Origin of the sequence: Sphingobacterium lactis (genome assembly GCF_011046555.1) — a bacterium.
Taxonomy (GTDB): domain Bacteria; phylum Bacteroidota; class Bacteroidia; order Sphingobacteriales; family Sphingobacteriaceae; genus Sphingobacterium; species Sphingobacterium lactis.
The window spans coordinates 3,161,460-3,183,851 of the sequence record NZ_CP049246.1 but is presented as its reverse complement, the minus strand read 5'-3'; the positions used below and the strand labels follow the sequence as shown (position 1 = coordinate 3,183,851).

Sequence of the window (22,392 nt, the reverse complement as noted above, 5' to 3'; positions counted from 1 at the left end):
ATAATGTTAGGGAATTGTGGGCATCACTGAAAAATCCATAATGCGAGAGCGTGTTGGCGGTACGTAATTTCCATAAATATGGATGAATACGTATCGATTTTACAAAAATGCCGGAAATTAAATGAGGCAAGTTGTTTTGGTTAACAGGTTAAATATAAGGTGTTTATGTTGGATAGTCAATGGCGAAAGTGTTAAAGTTTTAGGGTGCAGAAATTGAGGTGCGTGCCAGCAAATACCCAATGCCTAAATCAATATTCTCCAAAGGGATTTGGAAAGACTGCTGGGAAATACATAAAAACGCCCAGGGGAACCGGGCGCTTTATCTATTGTTTCTTTTTGCGGATGCTGACCGCATTTTTGTGTGCCTGTAAGCCTTCCAATTCGGCGAGGATCTCTACGGTTGACCCGATCTGTTCGAGTCCCTGTTCCGTAATATGCTGGAAGGTGATCTTTTTGACGAAGGAGTCCACGGATACACCGGAATACGATCGTGCATATCCAGAAGTCGGTAGGGTGTGGTTCGTGCCTGAGGCGTAATCGCCGGCACTCTCCGGAGTAAGATGCCCCAGGAATACCGATCCGGCATTCTGTACCTTATTGATCAGCGGTTTCCAATCGTCGCTTTCGATGATCAGGTGTTCCGGCGCATAGCGGTTGGAAAAATCCATCGCTTCCTGGATGTTTTCGGTAATCACGGTGTATGAATTTTCGATGGCTTTCGCGGCCAATTCCTTACGGGGTAGGACGTCCAATTGGGCTTTCAGCTCTTGGTTCACTTGATCCGCCAATTGCGAACTTGTCGTTACCAATACCGCTTGACTGTCAATGCCGTGTTCGGCCTGAGCCAACAGATCCGCTGCGACATAGGCAGGGTTTGCTGTTTCATCCGCAATCACCAGGACTTCGGACGGGCCAGCAGGCATATCGATGCTCACATCGGTCATCCCTTGGATAATCCCTTTGGCCTTGGTGACAAACTGATTGCCGGGGCCGAAGATCTTGTTGACCTTGGGAATGCTTTGCGTACCGAAAGCCATCGCGGCAACGGCTTGTGCGCCGCCAACAAGGTATATTTTATCGATCTTCAGCAATTTGAGGCAGTACGCCACAAATCCATTGATCTTGCCATTGTTCTGCGGTGGGGAACAGACCACAATTTCCTTACAGCCGGCAATGCGTGCAGGTACGCCCAGCATCAATAAGGTACTCGGCAGGACCGCCGATCCACCAGGGATGTAGAGTCCGACCTTTTCGATTGGTCGAACTTCACGCCAGCACTTTACGCCCGGCATGGTCTCCACGGTACGCTCACGCTTCAGCTGCGTCTGGTGAAATTTATGGATGTTCTGGAAGGCGATTTCCAGCGCGCGCATCTGATCGCGCGAGATGGTCATCGCCAGGTTGTCGATATCGTCACTATCCAGGTACAGCTTCTCCAGCTCCACCTTGTCGAATTGCTTCGCATAGGATTTCAGCGCCGCATCGCCGTGCTGCTTCACATCCTCGATAATGGAAAGTACCGTATCTTGGATGGCATGGTTGGGATCTGTATTTCTGTCGAGCAGATCCGCCATCTTTTCCGGCGTCAGATCGGCGTATATATAGGTGTTCAACATTACATGATAATTTTTTCGATCGGCATGACCACGATACCCTGTGCGCCTGCCGCCTTCAATTTATTGATTTTATCCCAGAAATCATCTTCGGAAATGACCGTATGCACCGCTACCCAGCCTTCTTCAGCCAAGGGAACCACGGTTGGGCTCTTCACGCCGTGCAATAGTTCTGTAATCTGGGTCAGGTTTTTCTTCTCCACGTTCAGCACCACATACTTTGTTTCCTTCGCGCGTAGCACCGATTGGATCCGCTGCAGCAATTCGCAGATGATCGGGTTCTCTTCCAATCCTTCACGACCGATCAGGATAGCCTCGGAGTTCCGCACATCGCAGAATGGCTTCAGGCCATTGCTCTTTAAGGTTCCGCCGGTGGATACAATATCACAGATGGCATCGCTCAGGCCAAGTCCCGGTGCGATCTCCACGGATCCGGAGATCGTTTGGATATCGGCGTTGATCTTGTATTCCGTCAAGAAATTCTGGAGGATGTTGGGGTAGGAGGTGGCGATGGATTTGCCGTTGAGGTCTTCGAGTCTGTCGATGCTGGAGTCTTTGGGGATTGCTAGTTTCAGCGTACATCTTCCAAATCCCAAACGTTGCAGGTACTGCACCTTCGCCTGTGTTTCATCGATTACGTTCTCACCGACGATTCCCAAGTCCGCGATGCCCTCTTCCACATACCCAGGGATATCATCATCGCGAAGGAATAGGATTTCCAGGTTAAAGTTCGAGACGGTTGTTATGAGGGAGCTTTTATAGTTTTCAAAATCCAAACCACAGTTTTTCAGTAGGAGTACGGATTTTTCGTTCAATCTACCCGATTTTTGGATAGCAATCTTTAGATTTTTCAAAATGAGGAGTTTATAAAGTTGATTGTAAAAAATTATTAATAAAAAAGAATCCGGGGAAAACTTGGTTCACGTAGAGCCAATACTAGTATCGATCGCCACAATGGCGATGATGCATAACGTAAAGGTGTGTACAAGTGATCTTCATATCAATAATGCAACAAAAGTAAGGGATATAGCTTAGTGATGCAAGACTAAAATTGCATTTTTTTTACGAAATTGTTTCTTCCGGGATGAGGTTTACCCAATTTTTTAATTTCGCAAGAATCAAAAATTTATGCCTATATTTAGGTAACCGCTAGAATTTTTGAACTTTTATTATGAACAACTCATCTAAAAACGAGCTGTGGGGGATTGTTAAGCCCATCGTAGCTTACGGTTCACTAGCGTTAAATCTAGCTTTAATCGGTTCCTGTTTGCCATTTGCCTACACTAATGAAAAGAACGAAGACGCACAAATGGCTTTCTATAAACTTTGGCCTTTCGATTATTACGTACTCGCATTTATCGCTATTTTCCTAGGTATTTTTTCCTGCATCTATTTTGCCCGTGCAAAAGGAGTATGGCCAAAGATATGGCTGGTCATCCAGATCCTGTTGGTGCATCTGTTTGCGTGGGGTTTGCTGTAAGGTGTGCTGGGGTGTGGGTCGGGCGCTAGGATTAGTTTACGCTGGCGCAAGAATTGTGAGGCAGGGTTGTGGTTTGGGTCTCTTGTGCCTTTGGCATTTTATTAACGCCCGCTGGAGTATGGATTGAGCGGTAGGGTTTATTTAGGCTGGCGCAAGAGTTGTGCGGTTGGGCCTGTGGGTTGGGTCTCTTGTGCCTTTGGCATTTTATTAACGCCCGCTGGCGCAAGAGTTGTGCGGCAGGGTTGTGCGGTGGATCTCTTGTGCCTTAGATCGAGTCCCGGGATTTACCATCAGTTCTTGGTACCCTATGTCGTAACCAAAAGCTAGGTGATTAATTATTTTATCCACCATACAACCTCGTTAGAGTGTAACTATTTTAGCAAGCCATCGCTGTCCGTATGCAACCCCAGAGGGGTGTAACTATGAACGCCATATAAAAAATTGCCAGAACGCCCAAGATTTCGATTTGCTAAAGCAAACGAAATCTTGGGCGTTCTGGCTTTGATGGTTTTTAGCGGTGTTTCTAAAATAGTTACACCCCTTCGGGGTTGGCTTGGTGTGGTATTACATCCCATTCTTCTTGTTGCCGAAATGTGATAAAAGGAATCGTAAGATGTTTTTTGTGCCTTAGACCGAGTCACGAGATTTTCCATCAGTTCTTGGTACCCAATGTCGTAACCAAACGCTATGTGAATTAATTATTTTACGTACTATACAACCTCGTTAGAGGTGTAACTATTTTAGCAAGCCATCGCTGTCCGCATGGAACCCCAGAGGGGTGTAACTATAATTTCCATATAAAAAATAGCCAGAACGCCCAAGATTTCGATTTGCTAAAGCAAACGAAATCTTGGGCGTTCTGGCTATGATGGTTTTTAGCGGTGTTTCTAAAATAGTTACACCCCTTCGGGGTTGGCATGGGTAATACAATGAATTTCAAGCAGATTGAAACAATTAGGCGAAATACATTTTTAATCAATGCTCACCTGCCCCCCCCCCAAAAAAAAGCGCATTTTCATGCGCCTTTCCCAAAACTAAAACTATTAAAAATCAAATTTAATCCGTGCACGAATTCCCCATTCCGGCGCATTTGGGTTATCCAAATAATTCAATCGCTTTACCACATCCACGCGCAATACCTTGAAGATATTGGCTACGCCGGCACTGGCTTCCATGTACGGTTCGCTGCCGAAGGTAAAGGACATCCGGTCGCCATCGCCGTTCGTCTGCCAAGCATACACATCAGGATTGTAGCTCGGGTTGTTTTCATCCCGCAACCCACCATAGACACCCTTGAAGCTGAAAACTTCACGGAGCTTCAATTTATTCAATAACGGAATCTTATTGAAGATAAATCCGTTCATATAGTATTGCACATTGATGGAGGCATGGTGATCGGAGATGAATTCCATAAAGTTCATCAGGTTGTACGACTGCAACTGATAGGCGTAGGTCTGATTCGCTCTGTGGATATTGAGGACAGGGAAGGGCAGGTTGCTACCCGCGATGTACGTTCCGTCCACATTGACATCCGCATAGCCCAGTTGGGAGAGGTAGAATCGCTTGAACACGCCCAAACTGAAGTTATGGTAATTATGCTCCCCACCAAATAGATCCTTGATCCCGGCTGTATAATTGAAATTCAGGATCGGGTATTTGTTGAAGATTGGTGTCCGGTATAATTTTCCCTGATAGAATTCCTCATGTGGCGCATAGCGGATACCAACGTTGAATTCCGTGCTGTTCAGGTTGTTGATAGGCACCAAGCTACCGTCATCCTGCGGAAGTGCAAACTGCAATACACCGGCAGGTGTCTGTTTCCACATACCTAATCCGGCATTCATGGATAGGTTATTGCTGAATTCCACCTTGTAATCTACTCGATAGACCTCATTGTACAGGTAACTTTTGTTTTCGCCACGTTTGAAAGATAACAGGACGTTGTCTTCCTGTACAAATTCCAAGTTCTGTCCCGGAATCTTGGTGTCATACGACGCCGAAACACGCAGGTAATGCTGCGGGAATTTATAGATGGATTTGTTGTTCAGCGAATAGGTTGCTGCCGCAAAATACTTCCATTTCTTATCCTCAAAGCCGTAGGCACCATAGCCTTCCACATAGAAACGCTTGCTGAGCTGTTCCGTGGTCCGGCCACCCACACGTAGGCGGAATCCTTCGATGGGGTTGTAGGAATAGAACGTATTTACCGGACCGATTTCTACAGGGCCAGCCTGTTTATAGCCGGATAAAATCAAAGCGGATAGATCCATGAATGTGCGGAAAGACGGCATCTTCTGCAAACTATCGATATTGTTGTAGATAATGGCTTCCGATCTGCTCAGCGGTTCCGGACGTAGGGTTGCCCAGTAGCTTTCTTCTTTCTGCTCCGGTGCTTCCTCCGGGATGACCACAAATTGGTCGGGAACATTGTAAATACTGTCCGGGCGCTCCATACCATTCTGGTATTTGTCGATCAATACGACACGCTTGCCCTTGATTCCTTTCCCTTTTCCGGTCAGCGCAAAATCAATGCCCAAGCTCGATTTCGTAAGGTAATATTTGTTGTCATTGGTCTTGCTGAATCCCAACTGGATATCCAGGTCGCGCACGAAATTCAGGTTGATCTCGTCGGCAACCGTCATCTCAGCCGCTTTGACCGCATAGTTACCGTCTAGGGTCACATATAATTTCCCTTTGAAAAGAAGATCGTTTTTGTTCCGTGGAAAGAAACTCAATTCGACCAATGTCTCGTCCTTATTCTTCACCGTATCGGTAATGTAGAAACGGTAGAAGGTCGGTGCGGAGTTGGCAATCGGACTCAAGAACTGGTTGGTCAGGATATTGATGTTGTTATCGTAGATCTCCACTTCATCGTACAACCGGTTGAAATACGTGCTCAGTCCATCGTTATCGACGAACTTCGGATCGAATTCCGCTTTACGTTCGGCCAGGATGTACTGTTTCTTGGCATTGGGATCCTTGCGGTAATACACTTTGGAAAATTTTTCCTCCATATAAGCAGGTAGCACATAGTTTCCACCTTCTTTCACCGAATCGGCCTCTTCGAAAAGGAACTGATATTTTTTGAATACTTTTCTGTTCTTGAATTTATCGTTCAGGTTGCTCAATCCCAGGCTGATCTTTTCATACTGATCAAATTCAGCATATTTTTGCCCTGTCAGTCGGTTCTGGTCGCGGTGTTCGACTACCTTACGGATCAATTCCACCGCAGGATTGTTCTTGTTGGAGTATTTGACGCGTTTCGGTGCTTTGACCACCACCTCCTCGATGCTGTTTGCTGGAAAGAGCATGACACGAATATATTGTTCCTTCTCGGTGCTCACGGGGTATTCTTCCGAGTCAAACCCCACTGAGCTGATGCGGATCTTCTGGTACGTGGAAGGGATGCTCAGGGTATATTCTCCTTTATCGTTGGAACTTGCCCCAATTTCCTTCGCTGCACCGACCACTTTGATCGAAGCATAGGGGATGGGTTCGCTGTTATCGGCGTTGATCACCCGCCCCTTTATGGTGATGTATTGTTGTGCGTAAGATGATTGGAAGATTAACAGCAATCCAAGCGTAAAAATCCAGTGTAATAATGGTGTTTTCATACTATGACTTTCTGACTTTTTCTAAGTTTAATTCAAAAAGTATTGCAAATAACCATATAAATAATGATTTATGGAAGTAAATATTTAACGTTTTGACTTTTTGATGATAAATGGTCAGTTCTTGATAGTTGTTATGACAATGAATTGATTTTTATCCTTATTCGTTAAAAATTTGAGTTTATTTTTGACCGAATTGTTGCGGCAAACTCCCTACATTTGAAAACACATTAAACTATTTTTTATGTCGACAAGAATGAATGTACAGGAACTGGAGCCCAAGGCGTATGAAGTCCTATTTGCCATGGAGCGTTATTTAGCGAATACGGACGTGAGCTATGCCTTGCGGGAGCTGATCAAGATCCGGGTTTCGCAGATCAATAAATGTGCATATTGCCTCGAGATGCATACCAAGGATGCGCGGAAAGCGGGGGAAACGGAGCAACGTATCTATGCCTTATCGGCATGGGAGGAGAGCCCGTTGTTTAGCGATGAGGAACGGGCGGTGCTCAAGTTTACGGAAGAAGTGACGCATATTTCCCAGGAAGGCGTTCGTGAGGAGACCTTTCAGTCGGTAAAGAAATATTTCTCGGATAATCAGGTGGCACAGCTAATCGTAGCCATCGGGCAGATCAATTTCTGGAATCGCATTGCGGTTACCACCCGAATGCAACATAAGCACGTATAATACAAAAAACAGAAGCGGCGATATGTAGATCATATCGCCGCTTGTTGTATTTATTGTTCCGTCTCCGGATTTTTATCCTCTTTCGATTTCTTTTCTTTTTTCTTGCCAAATTCAGCAACCTCCACGATCCGCGGAATACTGGATTTTGGAGCCATATCGCGCAATTTCTTGATCTTGCGGCGACGTTTGTAGTTTTTCACCAGATCGGAATTGCGGTAGAGATTCCAGTTCATCAAGAGAACCGAGAACAGGACTACGGCCAGTCCGATGATCTGCATGCGGCTCACAATGTGATCCGTAAAGAAGTGGACCAAGATCAGGGCCACGATCGGATTCACATAAGCGTAGGTACTGACCTCTGTTGCTGGCCGCACCTGCAGCAGGTAAATGTAACAACTGAAGGCCAAGATGGAACCCATCAATGCCAGGTAGATCATGGCGCCCCAATATTCCGTAGGTACTGCCTGGAAATCGAAGGTTTTGTATTCTCCGTTCAATAGGGCCACCAAGGTAAAGGTAGTACCTGCTACAACCATCTGCCAAGCAGTCTTTACCATCACATTCAGGTCTTCCTCTTCTTTAGGCTGGGCTGTTTCTTCCTCAGCTTTTTTCTTGTCCGAGTTTTTGCTGTATTTGGAAATCAGGGAACCGACTGTCCAGCCAATGGTACCCAAAGTCATGACGATCATGGCGGTCAACTTTTTGTCGCTATTTGCACCTGCAGCTTCAGCTCCGAAGATCTGCTCGGCAAATAACATGACCACACCCAGGAATCCGAGGATCAATCCCAACAAAGTCGGAATGCTGGAGAAGTTTTCCTTCCATTTGGGTTTATCGAGGATAATGAACCAAATGGCCGTTGCAGCCGACAGGATGGAAACAATGGCACTGGAAATATATTGTTCAGACCAGATAATCGCCGCCATGTCCACAAACAGGAGGAGGAAACCCACTGTTGCAGCATCGCGTACTGGTTTCTTGATGTACAACTTATACCCTTTCAACCAGCAATAGCCCATGAGCAGGGTTCCGGCAATGATAAAGCGGATGGAGCCCAGGACAAAGGGAGGGAAAGCGTGCAATGCTTTCTCGATAAAGAAAAAGGTGGATCCCCAAACAATATACACCACCAGGTAAGCAAAAATAACCGTGCTTGCTGCTGGATTTGCTGATTTAACCATGTATGCTAGTCCTTATTCGGAATTACTAATTTATTGTCTTCTTTAACCGTCTCCAATACGATGGTCGTCCGCGTGGAGATAATGCCCTCGATTTTACTCAGGGAGTTGCGCATCAGATCGACCAAGCCGGCAGAATCATTGGTTCTCACCTTGATCAGGTATCCGTCTTCGCCTGCGATGTCATGCACTTCCAATACTTCGGGAATCTCCGCAAGCAACAGCCCTACCTTCTGCACCCCGATGATATCCTGGGTCTTGATGAAAATAAAGGAAAGCATCTTCTGATCCAACGCCGCTGGGTTGATCCGTGCATTGTATTGCAGGATCACTTCCTTCTGTTCCAATTTCTTGACACGTTCCAAGATAGCGGAAGGCGCCATGCCCAGTTCACGAGCAATGTCCGCGTTGTTGGTGCGGGCATTGTCCTGCATGATCCTAATGATTTGAAGGTCAATCTGATCGAGTGAAATCTCTAATTTTGCCATAGTGCGGCAAATATCGTAAATTCCGAACGATATTCAAAATTTAGTGTAAAAAAATGAATAAAATTCAGTTAAGTTTTTGTTATTCCGACGTTGTGTTGATTTTCGGGAAGAATGTATCCCGTTTGGTAATGTAATATACAAAGGATGTGGGAATTACCGAAATAAATGTTTAAAAGGCGTTTTTTATGAAACAATGATTAATTTTGTTCATCAATCTATCTAGTCGTGTCAGTACAAATTAAATTAGTAGCCTTAGCTGAATCTCTATCCGGAGATTTATTTTTCGATGAGCATCAAGTGTCACATCAAACCATGCGGATGGCGTATGCCACCGATGCATCGGTTTACCAAGAGATCCCCTTGGCAGTGTGTATTCCGCACAATGTTGAAGACCTGAAAATCTTGATCCGTTTTGCCCGGGAGAATGGAGTCACCTTAATTCCGCGGACGGCTGGAACCTCCCTTGCGGGGCAGGTGGTAGGTGATGGCATTGTAGTAGATGTGTCCCGAGCCTTCAACCAGATCCTGGAGGTCAATGCGGAAGAGGGCTGGGCAATTGTACAGCCTGGCGTGATTCGCGATGATCTGAATGCTTATTTAAGACCGTACGGATTGATGTTCGGTCCGGAAACTTCCACGGCTTCCCGAGCGATGATCGGCGGTATGATCGGTAATAACTCTTCCGGTCTTCATTCCATCGTATGGGGCGATACACGCCAGAACCTGATAGCTGCACAAGTGCTGTTGGATGATGAGTCGGAAGTAACCTTTGAGGCGCTGGATGAAGCGGCTTATTTTTCCAAACTGACAGCATCGGGTAGAGAAGGCGAGATATACCGCGGAATCAATACCCTGTTGGCGAACAAGGAAAATCAGGAAGCCATCCATGCCGGATTCCCGAAATCGGATATTACACGACGCAATACAGGATATGCATTAGACCTTCTGTCAAACACCGATAATCCGTTCAATATGTGCAACTTATTGGCTGGTTCGGAAGGGACCATTGGTATTGTGACTTCAGCAAAAATAAAACTGATGCCCTTACCGCCGAAAGAGATCGGTTTGGTCTGCATACATTTCAGCGATATGGTGGAGTGCATGCGCGGCAATGTCATTGCCCTCAAACATCGTCCGGAAGCATCTGAGCTTGTGGACAAATATATTCTTGATTTTACGGTCGGCCATCCGACCTACCAATACAACCGTTTCTTTATCGAAGGAGATCCGGAAGCCTTATTGATCGTGGAATTCCGCGCAGATGACCTGGCGGATATTATGCGGCAGGCCGAAGGATTGATCGCTGAATTAAAAGCACTTGGCTTGGGCTATGCCTATCCGGTGATTACGGGTACCGAACAGACAAACTTGGTTTGGGATGTACGCAAAGCTGGATTGGGATTGATCAGGAATCTTCCTGGCGATTCGCAGCCCGTGAACCTGATCGAGGATTGTGCCGTATCCCCTGAGGATTTACCGGCCTATGTCTACGATGTGCAACAATTGCTGTCCGAGCAGGGGGTGCATGCTTCCTACTATGCACATGCCGGTGCCGGCGAGCTGCATATTGAACCCTTTATCAACCTGAAGACAGAGGCTGGAAGAAAGCAGTTCCGAACGATCTTGGAACGCACAACGGATCTGGTATTGAAATACAACGGATCGCTGAGTGGGGAACATGGAGATGGACGATTGCGTGGCGAATTTATCGGTAAGGTGTTGGGAGATAAGGTTTATCAACTCTTACTTGAAGTAAAGGATATCTTCGATCCCAATCAGGTATTCAATGCGAGAAAGATTGTCAATACACCGGCGATGGATACGCATCTCCGGTATGATCAGGTCTATGATGGCAAGAAGATCGGGACGTATTTTGATTTTACAAAACAGGAGAGCATCCTCCGTTTGGCGGAGAAATGTTCGGGTTCTGGCGACTGTCGGAAAACGGAAATTACAGGCGGTACGATGTGTCCTTCCTTTATGGCCACCCGCGATGAAAAGGATACGACAAGAGCACGTGCCAATATGCTCCGCCAATTCCTGACCAACTCCACCAAGACCAATCGCTTTGATCACGATGAAATCAAGGAGGTGATGGATCTGTGCTTGAGCTGTAAGGGCTGTAAAACCGAATGTCCTTCCAGTGTGGATATTGCGAAAATGAAAGCGGAATTTCTGCAGCATTACTACGATGCGAACGGGAGTCCATTCCGTGCGAAGGTCATTGCCAATTTTACGCAATCCCAAAAGCTTGGGGCCATGGTGGCGCCAATCTATAATTTCTTTGCCACCAATGGACTGACCTCCAGTGTCATTAAGAGCGTGGTTGGTTTTGCGCCGGGTCGTTCGTTGCCAAAAGTATCAGGTACAACGTTTTCACAATGGGTAAATAAACAAAAAGTTGAACAGAAAAAACGTAAGGTCTACCTGTTTTCGGATGAGTTTACCAATTATAACGATACAGAAATCGGGATCACTGCATATAAATTATTGACGGCTTTGGGGTATGAAGTACACGTGCCGAAGCTGTCGGAAAGTGGGCGGACGTACCTTTCGAAGGGCTTCGTGAAGAAAGCAAAAGAATTGGCGAATAAAAATGTGGATCTGGTTGCCGATCAGATTTCCGCCGAGACGCCATTGTTGGGTATTGAGCCGTCGGCAATCATTACTTTCCGGGATGAATATCCCGACTTGGTGGATGCGCCAAAACGAGAAAAGGCCATTCAGCTGGGGCAGCATGCCTTGATGATCGATGAGTTTCTGGTTCGCGAAATCGAAGCGGGAAGAATCCATCCGGAGCAGTTCACTTCCGAACCTCAGAAGATTAAGTTGCATGGACATTGCTACCAGAAGGCATTCAAATTGGTGGATTATACCAAACGGTTGCTTTCGTTCCCTTCCAATTACGAAGTGGAGGTGATCCCTTCCGGTTGTTGTGGTATGGCAGGATCCTTTGGCTATGAAAAAGAACACTTTGAAGTTTCTCAAAAGGTGGCAGAGCTGGTGCTTTTCCCAACATTGAGAAAGACAGGCCCAGAATATCTTGTTGCGGCTGCGGGTACCTCCTGCAGGCACCAGATCAAGGATGGTTTGCAGCGGAAATCGTTTCATCCGGTAGAAATCATCTATGCGGCATTATTGAAAAAGTAACAAACATTTTCTGTATCTTATTGTTTTACAATATAAATAGATAATTATGAAAAAAATTACAACATATACCCTTTTGGCATCTGCACTGGTGTGGATGAGTGCATGCGGAAATTCGAATCAATCCAATACATCCACAGCGGATTCAACCGGTACGGCCGTTACATCTGCTGGATTGCCACCCTTGGTGAATAGCGCAAGTGGTGACATCAACAAATTCTTCTTTGATCTCAATGAGGTTGGGCAGACCGATTCTTCCGTGCTTTATACGGCACATTCACTATACAATTCCGATACCGTTGGCTTTCAGGTGGAAGTCATGAAAAATATCCCCGCAGGTGTAGCCGGAGATGGGCGACCTGACGGTGAGAAAGGTTTTGTGGAAGGTGGCGTGAAATTCTCTTCCATTGGGGTTCCTTCGGACAATTTTGTAAAGAGCTTGGGTACCATCTTTAACCTGCCTACGGATGGAAAGATGAGCAGCAAGACGCTTTTGCCGTTGATATTTTCCTCGAACAATAAACCGGTTGATTTAAGTACACAGGGAACTTATAGTTTTAAATATTTCTTCCGTAACGGTACTGGTCGCGAGGCGGAGATGTTCGGCGTATTGGATACCTATAAGAAATCGTTTGAATTGAGTGAAAAGGACTCTACGTATCGAATCAATATCATTTCTTCATTTGAAGGAAAATAAGATCTTAATTTAGTGTATTTTAGAGGGTCAGTAATGTACTGATCCTTTTTCATTTTTTTAGATGCAGAGAACACATTTTTTAGTACTGTTTATTGCCCTTCTGCTGAGTTTTGGTGCTGCTGCGCAGAATCCAATGCCCACTACACGGACCAGCCATGGAAAGATTCAGGCGCCCGAACTGGATGAACTCTCGGGGATTGTCGCTTCGATGAATAATCCCGGATCCTTTTGGGTACATAACGACAGCGGCGACAAGGCTCGATTCTTTCTCATTGACTCCACGGCGCAGTTGCAACGGACCTTCTACCTCGAGGGCATACAGGCCATCGATATGGAGGACATCGCATGGGTACAACGGAATGGGGTAAACTATCTTATCCTTGCCGATATCGGCGATAACCTAGGGAGACGCCAGGACATCCGATTATACCTTGTCAAAGAGCCTAAGCTGGCGGAATCTAAAACCGTAGATACCATCCGTGCTGCAGCTATAGAAACGAAGGTTTTGCAGTATCCCGGAAAAGCGCGGGATTCCGAGGCATTATTCGTGGATCCTTTGGACAATAAGTTATACATGGTCAGCAAACGGGAATTTCAATCCGCCTTGTATACTGCAGATATCTTTGGTCAGGAAAGATCCAGTTACCAATTGCGGGAGGTACTGAAATTTCCCTTTACCTTCATTACGGCAGCTGACATGGCTATGGATCGAAGGGCAGTCCTCATGAAAAATCTGACGACTATATTTTATTGGCCGATAGGTGATCAGGAACCTTTGATTAAAGCCTTGGCGAAGCCAAGTGTTACTCTCCAGTACGATCCGGAACCGCAGGGTGAGGCCATTACCTTTTCACGAGAAGGCGAAGGTTTTTTCACCATCAGTGAGCGTCCATTCGGATTGGATTCCTATCTTTACCATTATCATACTAAACCTTAAGAAATTGATGAAAACGACCGTAAGTGCTTTTCTTTTAAGCTTATTTTTCAGCTTTGTCCATGCGGCAAAAGTCGATACCCTGGCCATTCCCAGTGCGGCAATGGGCAAGTCCATAAAGACAGTGATTATTCAACCTGAGGGAGGTTCCGCTAAAGAGCTGCCTACCTTATACCTATTGCATGGCTATTCCGGTAATTATAGCAATTGGGTGAATAATGTGCCTGCAGTTAAGACCTTGGCCGACCAGATGCAGATGGTGATCGTTTGCCCGGACGGTGGTTTTGGCAGCTGGTACTGGGATTCGCCGAATGATAAGAACTTTCAATATGAAACTTTTGTGGCCAAGGAATTGGTGTCCTATGTGAACAAGAACTATCCTGTGGCCAATGATCGCAACAAACGCGGCATTACAGGTTTGAGCATGGGTGGGCATGGAGCGCTGTATTTGGCAATTCGGCACCAGGATATTTTCGGAGCAGCGGGAAGTACCGCTGGTGGTGTGGATATCCGTCCTTTTCCCAACAATTGGGACATGTCCAAAAGATTGGGTGAATACGCTGAACATGCGGACCTTTGGAATACCCATACCGTCATGGAGATGACCCACTTGATCAAACCGAAGTCATTAACGCTGTTTATCGACTGCGGAACCGAAGACTTCTTCTACGACGTCAACTGTAAATTGCACGAGAAATTGGACTACATGAATATTCCACATCGGTTTTTATCCATGCCTGGAGCGCATAATTGGGACTATTGGAAGAAATCCATTCTCTATCAATTGACTTTTTTCAATGATTTTTTCAATTCCAGCAAAGCAGCATAGCAGGGTACTGGAACCGTGGTTTGCAGGGAGCTGTTGATTGCGTGTATTATTAAATCTTTACGAAACAGCATAAGCCATTGTGAATAGCATGGTCCTTTTATATTTTTGTCTATGAACTTTTCCATTTCTGCGTATTTTTCCGTTTCGCGCTATTTATTTGCCTTGGCTTGCTTCCTTGCCATGCAGGTTTTACCTGCCCATGCGCAGGAACGCCTGACCATTAGTGGGTACATCAAGGATGCCGGTACGGGAGAAAACCTGATCGGTGCGGTCCTTCGCATAAAGGATCAGAATTTAAGCACCTACTCGAACAATTATGGGTTTTATTCCATCTCCATTCTAGCAGGAACCTACCAGCTAGAGGTTTCCTATCAAGGATACCGTACGGCAGTCGAGGAAATGACCCTCTCGGAGAACACCCGAAAGAATTTTGAGCTTCTTTCGAATGAGAACAGCATTGAGGAGATCGTGGTTTCGGGAAAGAAAGAAAATGGTAACGTGAGTTCGGCGCAGATGGGCAACCTCAAGTTCAGTATGGAGGAGATGAAGAACATACCGGTGATCTTCGGGGAAAAGGATGTGCTGAAGACGATCCAGTTGCTGCCTGGGGTGGCTTCGGGAGGCGAGGGGAGTTCCAGTTTCTTTGTCCGTGGCGGTGCCGGCGACCAGAACCTGATCCTCTTGGATGAAGCAACTGTCTATAATGCATCCCATCTCTTGGGATTTTTCTCCACTTTTAATTCCGATGCCATCAAAGATGCCAGTTTGTACAAAGGTGGTATTCCTGCCCAGTATGGCGGTCGTATATCCTCCGTCATGGATATCAGTATGTTGGATGGGAACAGCAAGCAGTTCTCGATGGAAGGCGGGATCGGATTGATTGCCTCACGCTTGAAATTGGAAGGACCGATCGTGAAGGATAGAAGTTCCTTTATGGTCAGCGGTAGACGGACCTATGCAGATATGTTCCTGAAGTTTTCCAATGACGAAACGGCAAAAAAGAGTAAGCTCTATTTCTACGATCTGAACATGAAGATGAACTATAAGCTGAACGACCGCAATACCATTTACCTTTCCGGCTATTTTGGGAAAGATGACCTGGGCTATGGCGACCTGTTTAGTTTTGATTGGGGAAATGCAACCGCTACTGTGCGTTGGAATTCAGTGATCAATTCGAAACTGTTCAGTAATACATCGTTGATCTACAGTGATTTCACGTATAATGTAAATGTGGACAATGATAATTCGGCTTTTACGATAGCGTCGAAAATTCAGAATTGGAATTTAAAACAGGATTTTTCGTATTACGCGAACAACAACAGCACGATCCGTTTCGGGGTGAACCTATTGCACCAGCAGATCAAGCCGGCCAGCTTGGACGCAATCGAAGGATCGGAAGTCAATTCCATTGCGGTTGATGACCGGCAAGGCATCGAAGCGGCTGCTTATGTCTCTCATGAGTGGAAACCGTTTGAAAGGCTTTCCATGATCTATGGCTTGCGCCTGAATGACTTTATGGTCATGGGGCCGGGCACCTTCTATGAATTCGATCAGGATGGCGAACCGACCAAAGAGAGTTATTACGGTTCCGTGGTGGCCAAGCATTATTTCAACCTGGAGCCTCGACTTTCCTTATCCTATCTCCTGAACGATAACAACAGCATCAAGGCAAGTTATAACCGCATTGCGCAGAACCTGCACCAGCTGACCAACACCACGGCAAGTCTGCCGACGGATCAATACGTTGTGAGCAGCTTGAACATCAAGCCACAGATTGCCGATCAAGTGGCCTTGGGTTATTTCCGCAATTTTCAGAACAATACCTATGAGCTCGCCGTTGAGACGTACTACAAGTATATGGATAACCAGATCGACTTCCGGAATGGGGCCGATCTACAAGCCAACAAGTACCTGGAAGGGGATCTCCTGTACGGAATCGGACGTTCCTACGGTGTGGAATTCCTTGTTCGGAAGAATAAAGGTAAACTGACGGGATGGGTGGGGTATACCTTGGCGCGCAGTGAACGCCAATTTGACCAGATCAACAATGGAGATTGGTTCTCCGCTCGACAGGACCGCACGCACGATGTATCGGTTGTAGGTGTGTATCAGTTGACGAAGAAATGGGCCTTGGGCGCTACATTCGTTTACAATACGGGAAATGCGATTACCTTCCCAAGCGGAAAATATCAGGTGGATGGAGAAACCATGTTCTATTATACCGAACGCAATGGATACCGCATGCCGGATTACCACCGATTGGACCTGTCCGCAACGTATGAACCACATAAGGAAAAGAAACGTTTTCAATCCAGCTGGGCGTTTGGAATTTACAATGCCTACAACAGGAAGAATGCCTATATCATAGACTTCCGGGAGAATGAACAGAATCCAAACATTACGGAAGCCTATAAGATTGCGCTTTTTGGTATTATCCCTTCCGTAACCTGGAATTTTAAATTTTAGCAGATGAGATTATTCAAAATCATACTATTATGCGCTGTTGTTTTCAGTTTCAGCAGTTGTGAAGAGTTGATCGATGTGGATCTGAACAGTGCAGATCCGAAGATTGTTATTGTAGCCGATATCAATAATTCCGGAAATGTGCATGAAGTCTTCGTAAGCCGCACGGTAAACTTTGACGTGGATCGACCAAGCGATCCTGTGGAAAATGCCGCTGTTCAGGTACGTTCGGGAGCGGGGCAGGTGTATGTGTTCCTGCATCAAGGTGATGGCCGCTATGTGAACACCAATATGCAACTGGGCATCGCAGAGACCTATAGCCTTTCGGTGACCGTAGATGGCGAGGAATATAAGTCAGAAACGAGCATGCCGGAATATGTAGAGGTTGATTCCATTGGCGTAACGAAAGAGAATATATTCAACGAGACCTATTATTTCGTGAACTTGAAGTTCCAGGACCCACCGGGACAGGCCAACTATTTTAAATATACGGTATCGGTGAATGAGGAGAAGTTTAAGTTTGATTCGGCCACATCCGATAAGTTCAATGATGGAAAGTTGGTCACCCATCAAATTGGTAGTGGCGGCAATGATGAGATCCAATTGGGGGATAAACTGGTTGTCCGCCGACAAGCGATCACCAAGCCGGTGTACACCTATTGGTCCGAATACATGATGACGAATCCGGGAAGTGCCGCTCCGGGCAATCCAACTTCCAATATCAGCAATGGGGCATTGGGTTATTTCTCCGTAGCGAATGTCCGGGATTATTCCATCGACATCCAGGACGAAACGGTATCAGAAGAGATCGAATCGGAATCCGCGAGCCAATAGTTCATCCAGACTTTTCGGTAGGGCATACTGAAGGTTTTCCTTGGCTTTGATATTGTCATGGAAAACGATGATGCTCCCGTTGCGGACGTAATCAACAGCATTTCTGTACACCTGGTCCGGTGATATGGTCGAGTCATAATCACCAGTCAGGACATCCCACATAATAATGCGGTACGTTTTTGCCAGCTTTCGCAACTGCGATTGCGCAGCGCGTCCATATGGCGGTCTGAAAAGATCCGTCTGGGTCAGCTCTTGGCACGCTTGTACATTCTGGAGATAGGCTTCATCGCTGGTCGTCCAACCTTTTAGGTGGTTGTGGGTGTGGTTTCCCACGGCATGACCTTCATTTTTGATCCGTTCGAAGATTTCTGGGTGCTGGACGATATTTTCGCCCACGCAGAAAAAGGTCGCTTTTATGTTTCGTTCCTTCAATATATCCAATACCCAAGGCGTAAGCTCCGGAATGGGGCCATCATCGAATGTTAAGTATATATTATTTTTTTTCTTTTCTTTCCGCCAAATCGACTTATTATAGACATAGGGCAGAAAGAAAATCGGTCGGACAAAATGCATATTGCAGGCCTCAGATATTTTTACAAATTTAATTAAAATTTAAGAATAGGCCACCAATACAAGATAACAGATGAAAAAGCTGTTTGCATATTTTTCAATGAATAGGAAGGAACAGTTGGGGGTAATGGTTTTGTTGTTCCTGATGTGCATCTCCATTCTGCTGAATCTGCTCTTTCCGATCTTGCGTCCTCCGAAACCGATGTCTTACCAGATTGTACAGCTTGCCAATGAAGTCGATAGTGTGGCAAAATTGAAGGAGACTACATCTTATGGCCTTAAAAGCAACGCCAAGACCCGTAAGGCGCCGCAATATGTCAAGTTCGATCCCAATACATTGCCGTTAGCCGGCTGGGTGGCGATGGGGCTATCGGAAAGGCAAGCCGCTGCGGTGATTAAATACAGGGAGCGGGGCGGCAAGTTCAACAGACCGGAGGATCTGGCGAAAATGTATACCATCAGTCCGGAAAACTTTCAAGCCATGTTGCCCTATATCGACATCGCCAAATCCAATGATTTACCTCCGAGTCCGGAAGGCTTCACCAAGCCATCGTTTCCATCCTATCCTAAGAAAGACACAAAGGTTATCATCGATATCAATCGAGCAGATACTAGCGAATGGATGATGTTGCGCGGGATAGGGCCTGGTTTTTCGCGCAGGATCGTCAAATACAGGGGCCAACTCGGCGGTTTTGTTGCTGTGGATCAGTTGGCGGAAGTTTATGGCTTGCCACCCGAGACGCTGGAACAGATCCGACCACAATTGATGCTAACTGAGGAAAATATCCAACAGCTGAAAATTAATGAACTATCAGCCATGGAGTTGGCGAAACACCCATACGTACGCCTGAAGGATGCGAAGACCATCGTGAATTACAGACAGCACCACGGACCCTTTCAGTCCATGACCGATTTACAGAAGATTCTTTCGTTGGATGCGGCATTTTTTCGTAAAATTGAACTTTATTTGGATTTTGAAAACTGATATGATAGAGGAACAATTAAAGAAATTCATCCGCGATATTCCGGATTTCCCACAACCAGGGATTGTATTTAAGGATATCACCCCCTTATTGCAGCAACCGGAGCTGGTGAAATTGGCAGTGGCAGAATTCGTGAAGAAATTGGAAGGTGTGGAGATCGATGTGATCGCAGGTATTGAAAGTCGCGGCTTTCTGTTCGGATTTCTTTTGGCGCAGGCCATGAACAAGCCTTTTGTGCCGATCCGTAAGCAGGGAAAGCTTCCTTTCCATACCATTTCGGAATCCTATAAATTGGAATATGGACAGGCGACCATCGAGATGCACGAAGATGCCATCCAAGAAGGTACCAAAGTACTGATGCACGATGACCTCTTGGCTACCGGTGGAACCGTCGTAGCGGCAAGTAAGCTCGTGGAGAAGTTGGGTGGTGAAATTGCTGCCTATTCCTTTGTGATCAGTTTGGATTTTCTGCAGAGCGCAGGCCGATTGACGCGATTCTCCGATAAGATCATTTCGCTGATCCATTACGATTAGGAAAAAGATACATCAATAAAAAATCCCAGCCATGCTGGGATTTTTTATTGCTATCTTCTGGATTGCTTAATTTCTCGTTCATCAAGGGGTAATGTTAAAACTCCCCCTGCACTTTATAATAATTATCACCCATCACGCGTACAGCCTGATTCTTTTCCACCAAATAGAAGCTATCTTTTTCATACACCAAGAATTCTGTCGTTCCATATAAGGTGTTCTTCACGTGCTTCTCAATGGAGATCAATAAGGGCTTTCCTGAAGGATCCATTTTGATGCGGACGCAGGAGAGGTCCAGTTCTGGATCGGTAAAACTGTACTGAATAACCTGATCTATAGTATCGGTTTTGATATGGCCTTCATAAGCGGGTTTATTCAGGTCGATGGATTGAAAGCTTGATAGCTCTGTGGTCCAATCCTTGATATGCACCTGCTTGGTTTCTTCCTTATCGTCCTTCATTACTGTTTTATTGATCTTCGGATTCGCTTTAGCCAGGGAATCAATTTCCTGTTGGAAATAGGAGGGCAGGTCAAAATAACGGGCATGTTCCTTTTTTTCGGTATTTGCCTTATCTGCTGATTGGCAACCCGAAAAAACAGCAGCAATAAGAACTGCTGCTGCCCCTTGGATTATATTTTTAAGACTAATAGACCAATACATTGCCTGTCATTTCGGTTGGGATCGGAAGATGGAGCATTTGCAATACTGTCGGTGCGATATCGCCTAATTTTCCATCCTTGATGTGTTTGAAGTCCTTGTCGATCAAGATACACGGCACCAAGTTGGTCGTATGAGCGGTATTGACCGAACCGTCATCATTCAACATAAATTCGGAATTACCATGGTCGGCAAGGATAATAAAGGAGTAACCATTTTGGATACCCGTTTCCACCACGCGTCTTGTGCAAGCATCTACAGTTTCGACAGCTTTTACAACGGCCTCAAAAACACCCGTATGTCCAACCATATCCGGATTGGCAAAGTTCAAACAGATAAAATCCGGTCCATTTTCCACCATATCTTTACAGATGGTATCTGCGATGGTATATGCACTCATTTCGGGTTGCAGGTCATACGTCGCCACTTTAGGAGATGGTACCAGCAGTCTTCTCTCACCAGGGAATTGCTCTTCGCGGCCACCGGAGAAGAAAAAGGTAACATGTGGATATTTCTCTGTCTCAGCAATACGCACCTGTGATTTTCCTTGTTCGGAAAGAGTTTCGCCCAAAGTTTGGGAAAGATTGTCCTTATGGAAGATCACTTTAATGTTCTGGAAGGTATCGTCATAGGCCGTCATCGTCACATAATACAACGATAAGGGGTACATATCATAATCTGGGAAAGCCTGTTGTGTAAGTGCCAAGGTGATTTCACGACCTCGGTCTGTCCGGAAATTGAAACAGATGACCACATCGCCATCCTCAATTTTTGCTTTTGGCTTGCCGTCCGCATCTACCATTACAATAGGTTTAACGAATTCATCCGTTACGCCATCAGCATAGGATTGTTCGATGGAAGCTAACAGGTTATTTGATGCCGTACCGATTCCTTTCGTCAAGAGATCATACGCTTCTTTCACGCGCTCCCAACGATTATCACGGTCCATGGCATAATACCGGCCGATGGCCGATGCAATGGTTCCTACGGAATGGGTGAGGTGCTCTTCAAGCGCTTGGACATAACCTACACCACCATTCGGATCGGTATCACGGCCGTCCAGGAAGGCATGTATAAAAACTTGTTCGTCAGTCAGGTTGGCGTGCTTAGCTGCATCACAAAGTGACTTCAGGTGATTGATATGTGCATGGACACCACCATCGGATAATAAACCGATGAAATGTACTTTCTTACCATTGGCTTTTGCGTAGTCAAAAGCGCTCTGTATCGTTGCATCCTCATTGAAGACACCATCGCGAGCAGCCTTATTGATTCGACCCAATTCTTGATAGACGATACGACCTGCGCCCAGGTTCATATGGCCAACCTCGGAGTTGCCCATTTGCCCTTCAGGCAGACCGACAGCTTCACCGGATGCTTCAAGTTTGGAGTTAGGATAGGTTGCAAGCAGTTCATCTAAAAATGGGGTATCTGCAGCTAAAACAGCGTTTGAATTATCTTTTTTACCGTAGCCTAGTCCGTCCAGGATCAATAGGGCTACTTTATTTTGTTCAGAACTCATTACACAAATATACTTTATATTCTGTAAAAAGTACAATAAGTACCCCGTAAGGTTTTGCACTTGAACTATAATGAAACATGTTAATTACAAAGTTAAATTGGCATAGTTTTGGTATGCAAAAGAGCGGAGAGAAAAAGTAACCTGGAAAAGAGGCAAACGCTCATTC

General features: G+C 45.8%; 18 protein-coding genes. 10 read left to right on the top strand and 8 right to left on the bottom strand.

What is annotated here, in order from left to right:
• Positions 1-323: 323 nt before the first annotated feature.
• Positions 324-1,616, bottom strand: coding sequence for a histidinol dehydrogenase (gene hisD / locus G6N79_RS13880; RefSeq protein ID WP_103905157.1), 1,293 nt, complete (start codon positions 1,614-1,616; stop codon positions 324-326).
• Positions 1,616-2,467, bottom strand: coding sequence for an ATP phosphoribosyltransferase (gene hisG / locus G6N79_RS13875; protein WP_103905158.1), 852 nt, complete (start codon positions 2,465-2,467; stop codon positions 1,616-1,618). Before hisG ends, hisD begins: the two co-directional genes overlap by 1 nt.
• Positions 2,468-2,784: 317 nt before the next feature.
• Between hisG and G6N79_RS13870 the strand changes: the two genes are divergently transcribed.
• Positions 2,785-3,093 (top strand): hypothetical protein, encoded by a 309-nt coding sequence (locus G6N79_RS13870; RefSeq protein ID WP_103905159.1) that lies wholly within the window; start codon positions 2,785-2,787, stop codon positions 3,091-3,093.
• 1,043 nt (positions 3,094-4,136) lie between these two features.
• Here the strand turns inward: G6N79_RS13870 and G6N79_RS13865 are convergent.
• The gene (locus G6N79_RS13865) at positions 4,137-6,707 is read right to left on the bottom strand and encodes a DUF5686 and carboxypeptidase-like regulatory domain-containing protein (RefSeq protein WP_103905160.1); all 2,571 of its coding nucleotides are present in this window, start codon (positions 6,705-6,707) and stop codon (positions 4,137-4,139) included.
• 241 nt (positions 6,708-6,948) lie between these two features.
• Between G6N79_RS13865 and G6N79_RS13860 the strand changes: the two genes are divergently transcribed.
• On the top strand, positions 6,949-7,392 hold the full coding sequence (locus G6N79_RS13860; protein ID WP_103905161.1) for a carboxymuconolactone decarboxylase family protein: 444 nt from the start codon (positions 6,949-6,951) through the stop codon (positions 7,390-7,392).
• A gap of 50 nt (positions 7,393-7,442) precedes the next feature.
• On the opposite strand, the gene G6N79_RS13855 is transcribed toward G6N79_RS13860, so the two are convergent.
• A complete protein-coding gene (locus G6N79_RS13855) occupies positions 7,443-8,573 on the bottom strand; it encodes an EamA family transporter (RefSeq protein ID WP_103905162.1) in 1,131 nt (376 codons plus the stop codon).
• A gap of 5 nt (positions 8,574-8,578) precedes the next feature.
• Positions 8,579-9,058 (bottom strand): Lrp/AsnC family transcriptional regulator, encoded by a 480-nt coding sequence (locus G6N79_RS13850; RefSeq protein WP_103905163.1) that lies wholly within the window; start codon positions 9,056-9,058, stop codon positions 8,579-8,581.
• 225 nt (positions 9,059-9,283) lie between these two features.
• Between G6N79_RS13850 and G6N79_RS13845 the strand changes: the two genes are divergently transcribed.
• The 6 genes from G6N79_RS13845 (at position 9,284) to G6N79_RS13820 (ending at position 17,962) form a co-directional block, all read left to right on the top strand.
• The gene (locus G6N79_RS13845; RefSeq protein ID WP_234993149.1) at positions 9,284-12,208 is read left to right on the top strand and encodes an FAD-binding and (Fe-S)-binding domain-containing protein; all 2,925 of its coding nucleotides are present in this window, start codon (positions 9,284-9,286) and stop codon (positions 12,206-12,208) included.
• 46 nt (positions 12,209-12,254) lie between these two features.
• Complete coding sequence (locus G6N79_RS13840) at positions 12,255-12,902, top strand: hypothetical protein (protein WP_103905165.1); 648 nt, start codon at positions 12,255-12,257, stop codon at positions 12,900-12,902.
• A gap of 61 nt (positions 12,903-12,963) precedes the next feature.
• A complete protein-coding gene (locus G6N79_RS13835) occupies positions 12,964-13,839 on the top strand; it encodes a hypothetical protein (RefSeq protein ID WP_103905166.1) in 876 nt (291 codons plus the stop codon).
• Between the two features lie 7 nt (positions 13,840-13,846).
• Positions 13,847-14,665: an alpha/beta hydrolase gene (locus tag G6N79_RS13830; RefSeq protein ID WP_103905167.1), complete on the top strand. Its 819-nt coding sequence runs from the start codon at positions 13,847-13,849 to the stop codon at positions 14,663-14,665.
• Between the two features lie 111 nt (positions 14,666-14,776).
• A complete protein-coding gene (locus G6N79_RS13825) occupies positions 14,777-17,131 on the top strand; it encodes a TonB-dependent receptor (RefSeq protein WP_234993150.1) in 2,355 nt (784 codons plus the stop codon).
• A 3-nt stretch (positions 17,132-17,134) separates the two neighbouring features.
• A complete protein-coding gene (locus G6N79_RS13820; protein ID WP_103905168.1) occupies positions 17,135-17,962 on the top strand; it encodes a DUF4249 domain-containing protein in 828 nt (275 codons plus the stop codon).
• Here the strand turns inward: G6N79_RS13820 and G6N79_RS13815 are convergent.
• Complete coding sequence (locus G6N79_RS13815) at positions 17,927-18,535, bottom strand: polysaccharide deacetylase family protein (protein WP_103905169.1); 609 nt, start codon at positions 18,533-18,535, stop codon at positions 17,927-17,929. The two genes, G6N79_RS13820 and G6N79_RS13815, sit on opposite strands and share 36 nt — an antisense overlap.
• Before the next feature lie 70 nt (positions 18,536-18,605).
• Here G6N79_RS13815 and G6N79_RS13810 point away from each other — a divergent pair, with 70 nt between their 5' ends.
• Together G6N79_RS13810 and G6N79_RS13805 are read left to right on the top strand one after the other, a co-directional pair.
• Positions 18,606-19,517, top strand: a complete 912-nt coding sequence (locus G6N79_RS13810; protein ID WP_103905170.1) for a ComEA family DNA-binding protein — start codon at positions 18,606-18,608, stop codon at positions 19,515-19,517.
• Between the two features lies 1 nt (position 19,518).
• On the top strand, positions 19,519-20,049 hold the full coding sequence (locus tag G6N79_RS13805; RefSeq protein WP_103905171.1) for an adenine phosphoribosyltransferase: 531 nt from the start codon (positions 19,519-19,521) through the stop codon (positions 20,047-20,049).
• A gap of 94 nt (positions 20,050-20,143) precedes the next feature.
• Here the strand turns inward: G6N79_RS13805 and G6N79_RS13800 are convergent, their stop codons facing one another.
• Positions 20,144-20,707: a hypothetical protein gene (locus G6N79_RS13800; RefSeq protein ID WP_103905172.1), complete on the bottom strand. Its 564-nt coding sequence runs from the start codon at positions 20,705-20,707 to the stop codon at positions 20,144-20,146.
• Positions 20,691-22,226 carry a 2,3-bisphosphoglycerate-independent phosphoglycerate mutase gene (gene gpmI / locus G6N79_RS13795; RefSeq protein ID WP_103905173.1) on the bottom strand — a complete coding sequence of 512 codons (1,536 nt, stop codon included), beginning with the start codon at positions 22,224-22,226 and terminating at the stop codon, positions 20,691-20,693. Before gpmI ends, G6N79_RS13800 begins: the two co-directional genes overlap by 17 nt.
• Positions 22,227-22,392: the final 166 nt, after the last annotated feature.